Below are 11,804 nucleotides of genomic sequence, written 5' to 3'. Positions count from 1 at the left end.
GTTAAAATTAATGCATGGCCCGACACTACGCAATCGTTCCCGCTGCCGGCAGCGGTTCCCGCTTCGGCAGCGACACTCCCAAACAGTATCTTCCCCTGGCGGGACAACCCCTCATCCACCACACCCTGGCGGCCCTGTGCCGCCATCCGGCCATCGACCGGGTGTGGGTGGTGCTGTCGCCGGGGGACGAATGGTGGCGGGAATACGACTGGAGCGCCCTCGGGCCCAAGCTGGAAACCGTTTTCCACGGCGGCGCCACCCGGGCCCAGAGCGTGGCCAGCGGCCTCAGGGCGGCCCAGATGGCGGCTGCCGAGGACGACTGGGTGCTGGTGCACGATGCGGCCCGGCCCTGCCTGGCCGCCGCCATGATCGATGCCCTGGTGGCGGAACTGGCGGACGATCCGGTGGGCGGCATCCTGGCGGTGCCCGTGGCCGACACCCTGAAGCGGGCCGATGTGCAGCAGCGGGCCGCGGCCACCGTGCCCCGGGACGGCCTGTGGCAGGCCCAGACGCCCCAGATGTTCCGCTACGGCACCCTGTGCCGGGCCCTGGCAGCCAACCCGGACGTCACCGACGAGGCCGGCGCCATCGAGGCCCTGGGCCTCAAGCCCCGGCTGGTGAAGGGCGACGCCAGCAATCTCAAGGTTACCTATCCGGCGGACCTGTCCCTGGCGGAGGCCATCCTGCGCAGCCGCCTCGGCCCCCGGGCCGCCCTTGGAGCATTGGCATGAGTCACAAGGAAATTCGCGTCGGCCAGGGCTGGGATGTGCACGCCCTGGTGCCGGGACGGGCCCTGATCCTGGGCGGCGTCACCATTCCCCACGAACTGGGGCTGCTCGGCCATTCCGATGCCGACGCCCTGCTGCACGCCATTACCGACGCCCTGCTCGGCGCTGCCGCCCTGGGCGACATCGGCCGCCATTTCCCCGATTCCGATCCGCGCTGGAAGGGGGCCGACAGCCGGGTGCTGCTGCGCCACACCCTCAGCCTGCTGCAGCAGGCGGGCTGGCGCGTGGTCAATGTGGACGCCACGGTGGTGGCCCAGCGGCCCAAGCTGGCGGCCCACATTCCGGCCATGGTGGCCAATATCGCCGCCGATCTGGGTCTGGCCGCCGAGCGGGTCAACGTCAAGGCCAAGACCTGCGAACGGCTCGGTTTTTCCGGCCGGGAGGAGGGCATGGAAGCCCAGGCCGCCGTCCTCATTGAACGGGAGTGACTTTGTCCGGTCAGACAGCGTCCCCAGAACGGGCCCGGGTGTTTTTCGCCCTCTGGCCCGAGGCGGCCCTGGCTGAGCGCCTGGCGGCCCTGGCCGAAGCCCAGGCGGCGGCCGTGGGCGGCCGCGCCATGGCCCGGGAGACCCTGCACCTGACCCTGGCCTTTCTCGGCGACGTTCCCCTCGAAACCCTGCCGGCCCTGCAGGAAGCCGGCCACTTGGTGGCCCGGCAACAAGTCATGCACCACGTATTCCCCCTGGAGTTTTCCCTGGATCATTTTGGCTACTGGCAGCACAACCACCTCGCCTGGATCGGCTGCCGCACTCCCGTCGCTGCCCTGCACGGCCTCGCTGGCGCCCTGGCGGCGGCCGTGGGCGAGCTGGGCTTTGCCCTGGAATCCCGTCCCTTCGTGCCCCACGTGACCCTGGTGCGCCGCGCCCCCGTGGCGCCGCCCTGCCGGGAGGAGGCCTTGCCCCTGTCCTGGCGCGCCACGGATTTCGCCCTGCTGCGCTCCCGCCGCCATGCCGGCGGTGCCGCCTACGAGACCCTGGCCCGCTGGCCGGTGGAGGGCTCGGCATGATCAAGAAGATTCCCGTGGCCCAGATCCGGGTCGGCATGTATGTCAGCGACGTCAATGCGGGCTGGATGGATCATCCCTTCCTGCGCAACAGCCTGCTGCTGGAAGACCAGGAGCAGGTGCTGAAGATCCGCCGTGCCGGCATCCGGGAGGTCTTCATCGACACCGCCAAGGGGCTGGATGTGGACGACGTGCCCACGGCCCAGGAGGCGGCACGGAGCAGCCAGCAGGATCTGGAAAGGATGGCCGAGGCGCCGGAAAACAAGGCGCCGCCGCCCCGCACCAGCCTGGCGGAGGAGCTGGCCAAGGCCAAGGGGGCCTTCAACGAGGGGGCCCGCCTGGTGCGCAGCGTCATGGACAACGCCCGCCTGGGGCGCCAGATCGAGATGGAATCGGTGAAGCTGGCGGTGGAGAAGATCACCAACTCCGTCATCCGCAACAGCAACGCCATGTTCACCCTGCGCCGCCTGCAGCAGCGGGACGACTACACCTACCAGCACTCGGTGGGCGTCTGCGCCATGCTGGCGGCCTTCGCCAAGGCCATGGACATGGACCTGGCGACCATCCACCAGGTGGCCCTGGGCGGCCTGCTGCACGACATCGGCTATGTGCGCATCCATGCCGAGATTCTGGCCAAGCCGGGTAAGCTGACCGACGAGGAATACCTGCACGTGAAATCCCACGTGGTCCAGGGTTCCGACATCCTGCACCAGACGGCGGGCATTCCCCAGCTGGCCTTCGACATCATGGAGCACCACCACGAGCGTTTCGACGGCAGCGGCTATCCCCGGGGCCTCAAGGGCGAGGAGATTTCCCAGGTGGGACGCATGGCGGCCATCGTCGATGTGTATGACGCCATCACCACCGACCGGGTTTATCATCGGGGCGTCAATCCGGGGGAAGCCATGCGCAAGCTTTTCGACTGGAGCAAGTACCACTTTGATCCGGCCCTGTTCCAGATTTTCGTCAAGAGCATCGGCATCTACCCGGTGGGCACCCTGGTGCGCCTGGAGAGCGAGCGCCTTGGCGTGGTGGTGGAACAGCGGGAGAAAAATCTGCTGCAGCCCCTGGTGCGGGTCATCTACGACGCCAAGCGCCAGTACTACCTGCCGCCCCAGGATGTGGACCTCTCCCGCCCCTTCGGCCATGGCGGCGGCGACCGCATCGTCACCCATGAATCCCCCCTGAAGTGGGGCATCGACGTCAATCGTTTCCTTTCCTGAAGCATGCCCAAGCCACCGCCCGCTCCCCGCGAAACCCGCGGCATCGAGAATGTGCTGACCCGCCTGCGGCAGGGCGAGAACCGCTTCGTCCAGCTGGCGGACAACATCCCGGAAAGCTTCTGGCTGATCGACATCGCCGCCCGCCGCGTGGTCTATGCCAATCCGGCCTACGCCACTCACTGGGGCGGCTCGGTGGAAGACCTCTACCGCAACCGCTTCGACTGGCTGCGCTTCATCCACCCGGACGACCTGGACCGCATGCGGGAGGCGGTGCGGCGCAATCCCCGGGGCGGGGTCAACGAGGTGGTGCGCATCGTCCATCCCAACGGCGGCGAGCGCTGGCTGCACATCCGCAGCTTCGACATGAAGGACGAGCAGGGCAATGCCCACAGCGTCGGCGGTGTCGGCACCGACATCACCGACCTGGTGCTGCAGCGGGAAGCCCTGCGGGCCAGCGAGGCGGTGCAGAAGGGCGTGCTGGACGCCCTGCCGGCCCATATCGCGATCCTCGACGCCGAGGGCGTCATCGTCGCGGTGAACGAGCCCTGGAGCCGCTTCGCCGCCGAGAACAGCCATGATCCGAGCAGCGCCGGCGTGGGCTGCAACTATATCCGGGTCTGCGAGAGGTCCTGGGGCGAATCGGCGGAAGAGGCCCAGGACATCGCCGTCGGCATCCGTGCCGTGATCGACGGTCTGCAGCACGAGTTTTCCCTGGTCTATGCCTGTCATTCGCCCACCGAGAAGCGCTGGTTCCGTGTTCTGGTGACGCCCCTGGAAGCCCGGGGCAACCGGGGCGCGGTGGTGATGCACCTCAACGTCACCGAGACGGTGGAAGCCCAGCAGCGCCTGACCCATCTGGCCCACTTCGACAGCCTCACCGGCCTGCCCAACCGCCTGCTCTTCCGCGAGCGCCTGAAGGCGGCCCTGGCCATGGTGCAGCGCCAGGGCGGCCGGCTGGCGGTGATGTTCATCGACCTGGACCGTTTCAAGGTGGTCAACGACACCCTGGGCCACCTGGCCGGCGACGTCCTGTTGCAGCAGGTGGCCGCCCGCATCGGCGGCTGCCTGCGGGCCAGCGACACGGTGGGGCGCCTGGGCGGCGACGAGTTCGCCGTGCTGGTGCCGGACCCGGAGCGGGAGTACGACGTCACCGTGGTGGCCCGCCGCCTGGTGGACACCCTGGCTCAGCCCATCACCCTGGAAGGGCAGGAGCTGTTCGTCTCCGCCTCCATTGGCATCACCCTCTACCCGGACGATTGCGACGACCTGGAAAAGCTCATCCGCAACGCCGACACGGCCATGTACCGGGCCAAGGAGCTGGGCCGCAACAACTTCCAGTTCTTCACCGCCGCCATGAACGCCCGGGTCAAGGAACAGCTGCAACTGGAGACGGACCTGCGGCGGGCGGTGCAGCGCCAGGAATTCATTCTCCACTTCCAGCCCAAGGTCAGTTGCAGCCACGGCGGCATCACCGGCTTCGAGGCCCTGCTGCGCTGGCAGCATCCGGTGCGGGGCCTGGTCTCGCCCATGGAATTCATTCCCCTGCTGGAAGAAACCGGGCTCATCGTGCCCGTCGGCACCTGGGTGCTGCAGCAGGCCTGTCAGCAGGCGGCGGCCTGGCACCTGGCCGGTCACGGGCAGCTGACGGTGGCGGTGAACCTGTCGGCCCGCCAGCTGCAGTCCGAGGCCCTGGTGCAGGACGTGCGCCAGGCCCTGGAAGATTCCGGCCTGCCGCCCCAGGCCCTGGAGCTGGAGCTGACCGAGAGCCTGCTGATGAGCCACGTCGAGGACAACATCGCGTTGCTCAACCGGCTCAAGGCCATGGGCGTGCAGCTGTCGGTGGACGATTTCGGCACCGGCTATTCCAGCCTGGCCTATCTGAAGCGCCTGCCCCTGGACACGGTCAAGGTGGACCGGGCCTTCGTCCAGGACATCACCGCCGATCCGGGGGATGCCTCCATCACCCGGGCCGTCATCACCATGGCCCACAACCTGCGCCTCAAGGTGGTGGCCGAAGGGGTGGAGACCGAGGGCCAGATCGCCCTGCTGGTGGCCAACCACTGCGATGAGATGCAGGGCTACTACTTCAGCCGTCCGGTGCCGGCGCCGGAGGCCCTGGCCCTGCTCGACAAGGGGCGGGTGCTGCCGGGCCGCCTGCGGGCCCGGGGGGCGCAGGTGCCGACGGTCCTGCTGGTGCTGACGGCGCCGGCCCTGCGCCTGACCCTCGGCCGGGCCCTGGAGGAGGCCAACCTGCGGGTGCTGCTGGCCGGCGGCGGCGAAGAGGGGCTGGCGGCCCTGGCCTGCCAGCGGGTGGACGCCATCGTCGCCGATGCCGGGCTCACCGACAGTGCCGGCCAGGCCTTCCTCGAACGGGCGGGCCAGTTGCAGCCGGAGGCCGGCTTCCTGCTGCTGTCCTCCGCCGACAACATGGCGGCGGCCGCCGCCGAACTGCCGCCCCATCTGGCGGGCCATCTCTTGTCCCGGGACGTGGGCACGGAAGTGCTGGTCGCCGGCGTCCTCGAAGCCCTGCGCCAGCACAGTCTGCTGCTGGAGAACCAGCGCCTGACCCAGGAGGTCCATAGCGCCGGCCTGGAGCTGTCCCGCCTCGGCCAGGAGCTGGAGTCCCTCCTGGCCAGCCACGCCCGTCAGGAAATACGGCCCCAGCAGGCTACCGGTATCGCCCACGAGGTGCTGCAGGAGCTGCCTGCGGCAGTGCTGGGGGTGGACGCCAGCGGCATGGTGGCCTACGCCAATGGGGCGGCGGAACGGTTGTGGCCGGCCTGCGGTCTGATCGGCAACGAGAGCGCCGACCTGCTGCCGCCGGAGCTGCTGGCGCTGCTGCAGGCGGGCGGCGGCAGCCGGGAAGTCACCTTGAACCAAGGCGGCCGTTGCCGCGCCCTGTGCCAGCCTTTCGGCAACGATGCCAAGACCCGGGGACACCTGCTGTTGCTGTTGCCCCTGTAGCACCCATGGAAAAGAAACAATGAGCACCATCAAACAAATACCCCTGGAGGAAGCCCAGCCGGGCATGCTGCTGGGGGACGACCTGCGGGACGCCGCCGGTCAGGTCCTGCTGCCCAGGGGCTCCGAACTGGCCGAGTCCAGCCTGCGCTCCCTGGCCCGGCGCGGCATCGAAACCCTGACCATCCGCATCGAGGCGCCGGTGGACGAGGGCGCCCTCATGGCCCGCCGGGAGGCTTCCCGGCTGCGCCTGCAGCATCTGTTCCGCCAGGCCGGCGACCCGGCCTCCCAGGAGTTGCTGCGCCTGATGCTGGAATACCGCCAGGAGCGCCCCCAATGAAGACCCTGCAAGCGCAACAGGTGGTGGAGGCGGTGCGTCAGCTGCCGTCCCTGCCGGCGGTGGTGATCGAACTGCTGCAGTCGGCCGACAAGGACGACGTCAATGCGGACGAGCTGGCCAACAAGATCGCCCTGGACCAGGCCCTGGCGGCCAAGGCCCTGAAGGTGGCCAATTCCCCCTTCTACGGCCTGCAGAGCAAGGTGGCCAGCATCCAGGATGCCACCGTGATCCTGGGCCTGCGCCAGATCCGCTCCCTGGTGGCCGCCGCCGCCGTCACCGGCGCCTTTGCCCAGTCCCGCCACAGCTGGTTCGACCAGCGCCTGTTCTGGCAGCACTGCGTCGGTGTCGCCCTGTGCGCCCGCACCCTGGCGGCGGAGGCCGGCGTCTCCGAGGACGGTGCCTTCACCGCCGGCCTGCTGCACGATATCGGCCGCCTGGTGCTGGTCACCTGTTTCCCCGACGAGTACCGGGAGGCCCTGGCCTACCAGAAGAAGCACGACTGCTTCCTCCTCACCGCCGAACGGGACGTGCTGGGCCTGGACCATGCCCAGGTGGGCCAGGCCCTGGCCGAACGCTGGCACTTCGCCCCTTCCATCCAGGCGGCGGTGGCCCATCACCACGCCCCGGAGGAGGCCACCGCCGATTCCCTGGCCGGTGTCGTCCATGTGGCCGACGTCATGGCCCATGCCCTGGACCTGTGTCCCCGGGAGGATGAACTGGTGCCGCCCCTCTCCGCCGTGGCCTGGAACCGGCTCGGCATCGACTGGGGCCGTTTCAAGCAGATGCTGGCGACGGTGGAAGACCAGTTCGAGGATGTGTGCACCGCCCTCAACATCTGAAGGGCCGCCGCACCCGGGGCGCTTATGCCCCCGGGTTTAGCCAAAATCAAGGATTCGCCGCCGGGGGCGGCGTAGCTTAGGGGAGTCACCCACCGTCGGTCTGGACTCCCCTGTGTCCTTCACTCCCCATGAAATCGCCCTGCTCAAGTCCTCCCGCCTCTTTGCCGGACTGGAGGAGAGCGAGCGCTTCAACGATATCCTGAACCGTCCCGAGAACCGGCTGCAGGTGCCGGAGGACTGCTGCTTCCTGGAGCGGGGCACCCGCTCCCCGGGGCTCTACATCCTGGTGCACGGCTCCGTCGAAATCTTCTTCTGCAACGCCGAAGGGGAAGAGAAGGTGCTGCACTTCATCAAGTCGGGGGAAACCCTGGCGGAAGAGACCGTCAGCGACCAGAAAGCCATCAACTACTGGGCCCGCAGCCTGACGCCGACGGTGATGCTGCGCATTCCCCCGGCCGAGGTGCTGGCCTGGATGGACGAATCCTGGCCTTTCGCCCAACGCTTCCTGGAACTGGTGTCCGAGCGCATCTGCCTGCTCTACGCCGACGTGGTCACCTTCTATTCCAAGACCGCCGTGCAGCGCCTGGCCTGCTACCTGATCTGCGGCTTCGAGACCTCCCGCCTGACCCTCAAGGATTCCCTCAGCCTGGCCATCCCGGTGCCGAAGAAGAACCTGGCCTCCCGCCTCAGCATCAGCCAGACCCATCTCTCCCGGGCCCTGCGGGACCTGACCGAACGGGGCCTCATCACCCAGGAGGGCAACCGCCTGCAGGTGAAGGACGTGGAGCAGCTGGCGGGCTACGTCTGCCCCCACGGCTGCGATCTGTAGGCCGCAGCCGCCACTCAGGCCGCCCTCAGTGCAGCGGCGGCAGACGCTCTTGCCAGGGGGCTGGCAGGACGCTGACGACGCGGCTGCGGCAGGTGTGCCAGAAGGCCGAGAGCAGGAGCAGGGCGGCGCCGATGCAGAGGGCGGTGAAGGCGAAGCTGAGGCTGACCATGCCCAGGTTCTTCAGCAGGGCGGTGAAGGCGTAGAGCAGATAGGCCAGGGCCGACACCATCAGGGCGCGCCGGTCGATGGCCAGGGACAGCAGTCCCAGCAGGGCGTAGATGAGAAGCGCCGCGGCGGCCTGAACCAGGGTGGCCTCCCGGGAGAACATCTGCAGCGACGTGAAAATGGGATGAACCAGCAGGGGCGCCGCCAGCAGGTGCAGCCAGAAGGCCACGTCGGCGCGGCGGGTCTTGCGCTGCGGATCGGCCGTGTCCCAGGCCATGGCCAGGGCGAACACCGCCGTGCCGGCGACGAAGGTGATGGGGGCATACCATTCCCGGGCCAGCGTTGATTTGAGGAAGAGCATGGCCAGCAGGGTGCCGGCCACCGCGGCGGCGCCGGCGGCGACGGTGATGGGCACGCGGAAACGCCGCCAGTGCAGCCAGGCGCCGAGGCCGCCGAGGAGCCCCGCCAGGGGCAGGGAAACGCTGTCCAGGGGCCGCAGCACGGCCACGGTCATGCCTACCAGACCGCCGACGAAAGCCAGCAGAAGCACGATGGAGGGCAGGGCCAGGCGCCGCTGGCGGGTGAAGAACTCGGCCAGGCCCCAGGCCGTGGCGGCCACCAGCAGGGGGCCGGCGCCGTCATGGACGCGGCTGCCGAGCCAGCCGAGGGCGGCCAGGAGCAGCAGGCAGGCGATGACCACGAAAATGTCGTTGAAGCCGCTGACCAGGCGGAAGTGCTCCTCATCCACCACCGGCAGGGGCCGGCCCTGCACCATATAGGCCTGGAAGGCATCCACCGCCTCCTGGCTGAGCACGCCGTCGCGCACGGCGGCCGCCAGATCCTCGTCGTTGTACATCGGGGCAAGCTCCTGCAATAACTTGATCGGTGAGGGAACGGGCGTTCCCGCAGGCCTGCAGGCTACCGGATTTGTATGCCGTCGTCTTGCCCGGTGCGGGTCGTCGGCGCCGCCGCCGGGTGCCACAGTCGGTCCAGGACCAGGGCGGTGAGGCCGCCGAGGAGGGTGCCGGCCAGCACGTCGCTGGGGAAATGCACCTGCAGGTAGAGGCGGGAGACACCCACTGCCAGCCCCAGCACGGCTGCCGCCGCCAGGACCCAGGAGCGTTGCAGCAGGAGGCCGAGGGCGATGCCGAAGGCCAGGGCCTGGGCGCTGTGCAGGCTGGGGAAGGAGGCGTGGGTGGCGAGGCCGTCCAGGGCCGGGTGGAGGTCGGGCCGGGGGCGCTGGATCAGGCTCTTGGCCAGGTAGCCGATGCCGATGGCAAGGCCCAGGGCGGCGGCCGGCAGCCAGGCCCGGGGCCGACGGCGGTGCGCCAGGAGGCCCAGCAACAGGCTGGCCGGCAGCAGCAGCCAGAGGGAACCGAGCCAGGTGAGGCTGCCCATGGCCCGGTCCAGCAGGGGGCTGCGGATCTGGGCGAAAAGGTCGAGCAGGGCCCGGTCCCAGGCCGGGATGCCCTGGGGAGCCAGCAACCACAAGGCTGTCAGGCAGGCCATGCCGAAGAGGGCCGTGCCCAGGGCTCGCCCGGCCAGGGGCCGTGGAGAAAGGCGTCCCATGGACTCAGGCGGGGGGCAGGGGCAGCAGCAGGCGGGCGGCCAGGCCGCCGCCCTCCCGGGGCGACAACTCCAGGCGGCCGCCGTGCAGGCGGGCGATGCGTTCGACGATGGCCAGGCCCAGGCCGGTGCCGGTGGTGTCGCTACGGGCGGCCTCGAGGCGGGTGAAGGGGCGCTTCAGCCGTTCCACTTCGGCGGGGGGGATGCCCGGTCCCCGGTCCAGCACGGCGAGGAAGGCCTGGCCGTCGGCGATGCCGGAGGTCAGGGTGATGTCGCCGCCGCCGTATTTGCGGGCGTTGCCGATGAGATTGGTCAGGGCCCGTTCCAGGGCCCGGGGGCGCAGCCGCAGGGGCGGCAGGGGCGATGTCTGCAGTTGCACCGGTTCCTGCCGCTCCTGGCAGCGGCGGGCCAGGGTGGCCAGCAACTGGTTGGGATCGGCGCTTTCTTCCGGCTCCTGCTCCTCGCCCCGGGCGTAGTCGAGGAACTGGCCGATGATGCCGTCCATCTGGGTGATGTCGTCGTTCATGCCGGCCCGCAGGCTTTCGTCCTCCACCCCCATTTCCGCCGCCAGGCGCATGCGCGCCAGGGGGGTGCGCAGATCGTGGGAGATGCCGGCCAGCACCAGGGCCCGTTCGCTTTCCAGGCGGGCCAGGTCGGCGGACATCTGGTTCATGGCCCGGGCCAGCAGGCGTACTTCCTCGGCCCCTTCTTCGGCCAGGGTGGGCGGCCGCTCGCCACGGCCCACGGCCCGGGCGGCCCGGGCCATGATCTTCAGGGGGCGGGCGATGCGGGCGACGATGAGCCAGGCCACCACCAGGGACAGCACCAGGGAGACGGCGCCCCAGCCCAGCCACTGCCAGGTCGGGTTGCGCTCGGTGCGCTCCCGCGGCAGCACCAGCCAGTAATCGTCCCCTTCCTCCATGGAAAAGCGGATCCAGAAGCCGGGCTGGTCGTTTACGGCGATGGCGAAGCTGGCCTGGGGCCCCATCAGCTGGAAGGCTTCGCGCTGGAAGATGGTGAAAAATTCCCGGTCGGGCAGGGGCGTGACCCGGTCCTGCTCCTCCGCCGGGTAGAGGCGCAGGCCTTCCCGTTCCGACAGTTCCCGCAGCAGGTCGCGGCGCAGTACCGGGTCGGCGCTGAGCAGGGCGGCCCGGGTGATGTTGGCGACGCTGGCGGTGAGCTGGGCCAGCTGGCGGGCCCGGGGTTCCCGCTCGGCGGCCCGGAACAGGGCGACCCAGACCGAGACGGACACCAGCAGCAGCACCGCCACCAGGATGAAGGCCCGCACCAGCAGGGTGCGGGGCAGCAGGCGCTGCAGGGCGCGCGGCAGTTTCATGGCCGGCGGGGGCTCAGGCAGCGGTGCCCTGGCCGTCCGGCACGAACACGTAGCCGAAGCCCCAGACGGTCTGGATGTAGCGCGGGGTCTGGGGGTCCGGCTCGATCAGCTTGCGCAGGCGGGAAATCTGCACGTCGATGGCCCGGTCGAAGGGGCCCTGTTCCCGGCCCCGGGCCAGGCTCATCAGGCGGTCCCGGGAAAGGGGCTGGCGCGGGTGCTGCAGCAGCACCTTGAGCACGGCGAATTCCCCGGTGGTGAGCATCACCGCCTCGCCCTCGGCGCCCCGGGTGAGGCGGCGGGTGGCCAGGTCGATGCTGATCTCGCCCACCTGTACCGTGCCTTCGGCCTCCACCGGGGAGCCCGGCGGCGGCAGCGCGCGGCGGCGCAGCACCGCATGGATGCGGGCCACCAGCTCGCGGGGGTTGAAGGGCTTGGGCAGGTAGTCGTCGGCGCCCATTTCCAGGCCGACGATGCGGTCGATCTCGTCGCCCTTGGCGGTGAGCATGAGCACCGCCTGGTGCGGGTCGGCGGCCCGCAGGCGGCGGCAGATGGAGAGGCCGTCCTCGCCGGGCAGCATCAGGTCCAGCACCAGCAGGTCGAAGGTCTCCCGGGCCAGCAGCTTGTCCATGGCCGGGGCGTTTTCCGCCGTCTTGACGACGAAGCCCTGCTCGCCCAGGTAGCGCAGCAGCAGGTCCCGCAGGCGCTGGTCGTCGTCCACGACGAGAATGCGTTGTTTGTTTTCGCTCATGGCTGG

General features: G+C 69.6%; 12 protein-coding genes. 8 read left to right on the top strand and 4 right to left on the bottom strand.

Features of this window, described 5'->3' with window-relative positions:
• Positions 1-14 precede the first annotated feature (14 nt).
• The 8 genes from ispD (at position 15) to ACLSSQ_RS09815 (ending at position 7,983) form a co-directional block, all read left to right on the top strand.
• Entirely contained in the window at positions 15-731 is a 717-nt protein-coding gene (gene ispD / locus ACLSSQ_RS09850; RefSeq protein WP_130458444.1) for a 2-C-methyl-D-erythritol 4-phosphate cytidylyltransferase, read from the top strand.
• Positions 728-1,216 carry a 2-C-methyl-D-erythritol 2,4-cyclodiphosphate synthase gene (ispF, locus tag ACLSSQ_RS09845; protein WP_416242569.1) on the top strand — a complete coding sequence of 163 codons (489 nt, stop codon included), beginning with the start codon at positions 728-730 and terminating at the stop codon, positions 1,214-1,216. The genes ispD and ispF overlap by 4 nt, the downstream gene beginning before the upstream one ends.
• A gap of 38 nt (positions 1,217-1,254) precedes the next feature.
• Positions 1,255-1,794, top strand: coding sequence for an RNA 2',3'-cyclic phosphodiesterase (thpR, locus tag ACLSSQ_RS09840; RefSeq protein WP_416242568.1), 540 nt, complete (start codon positions 1,255-1,257; stop codon positions 1,792-1,794).
• Positions 1,791-3,014 carry an HD-GYP domain-containing protein gene (locus ACLSSQ_RS09835; protein ID WP_014237447.1) on the top strand — a complete coding sequence of 408 codons (1,224 nt, stop codon included), beginning with the start codon at positions 1,791-1,793 and terminating at the stop codon, positions 3,012-3,014. The genes thpR and ACLSSQ_RS09835 overlap by 4 nt, the downstream gene beginning before the upstream one ends.
• Positions 3,015-3,017: 3 nt before the next feature.
• A complete protein-coding gene (locus tag ACLSSQ_RS09830) occupies positions 3,018-5,978 on the top strand; it encodes an EAL domain-containing protein (RefSeq protein WP_416242567.1) in 2,961 nt (986 codons plus the stop codon).
• Between the two features lie 19 nt (positions 5,979-5,997).
• Positions 5,998-6,315 (top strand): hypothetical protein, encoded by a 318-nt coding sequence (locus tag ACLSSQ_RS09825; protein ID WP_014237449.1) that lies wholly within the window; start codon positions 5,998-6,000, stop codon positions 6,313-6,315.
• Entirely contained in the window at positions 6,312-7,154 is an 843-nt protein-coding gene (locus ACLSSQ_RS09820) for an HDOD domain-containing protein (RefSeq protein ID WP_130458448.1), read from the top strand. Before ACLSSQ_RS09825 ends, ACLSSQ_RS09820 begins: the two co-directional genes overlap by 4 nt.
• Before the next feature lie 112 nt (positions 7,155-7,266).
• On the top strand, positions 7,267-7,983 hold the full coding sequence (locus ACLSSQ_RS09815; RefSeq protein WP_152089246.1) for a Crp/Fnr family transcriptional regulator: 717 nt from the start codon (positions 7,267-7,269) through the stop codon (positions 7,981-7,983).
• A gap of 25 nt (positions 7,984-8,008) precedes the next feature.
• Here the strand turns inward: ACLSSQ_RS09815 and ACLSSQ_RS09810 are convergent, their stop codons facing one another.
• From ACLSSQ_RS09810 to ompR, 4 genes are all read right to left on the bottom strand, one after another.
• Complete coding sequence (locus tag ACLSSQ_RS09810) at positions 8,009-9,004, bottom strand: hypothetical protein (protein ID WP_152089245.1); 996 nt, start codon at positions 9,002-9,004, stop codon at positions 8,009-8,011.
• A 62-nt stretch (positions 9,005-9,066) separates the two neighbouring features.
• A complete protein-coding gene (locus ACLSSQ_RS09805; protein ID WP_416242566.1) occupies positions 9,067-9,717 on the bottom strand; it encodes a phosphatase PAP2 family protein in 651 nt (216 codons plus the stop codon).
• 4 nt (positions 9,718-9,721) lie between these two features.
• Positions 9,722-11,050, bottom strand: a complete 1,329-nt coding sequence (locus tag ACLSSQ_RS09800) for an ATP-binding protein (RefSeq protein WP_416242565.1) — start codon at positions 11,048-11,050, stop codon at positions 9,722-9,724.
• A gap of 13 nt (positions 11,051-11,063) precedes the next feature.
• Positions 11,064-11,798 (bottom strand): two-component system response regulator OmpR, encoded by a 735-nt coding sequence (gene ompR, locus ACLSSQ_RS09795; RefSeq protein WP_152089242.1) that lies wholly within the window; start codon positions 11,796-11,798, stop codon positions 11,064-11,066.
• Positions 11,799-11,804 lie beyond the last annotated feature (6 nt).

Origin of the sequence: Azospira sp. APE16 (assembly GCF_047901315.1) — a bacterium.
Taxonomy (GTDB): Bacteria; Pseudomonadota; Gammaproteobacteria; order Burkholderiales; family Rhodocyclaceae; genus Azospira; species Azospira oryzae.
This window is presented reverse-complemented; position numbering and strand designations above follow the sequence as displayed.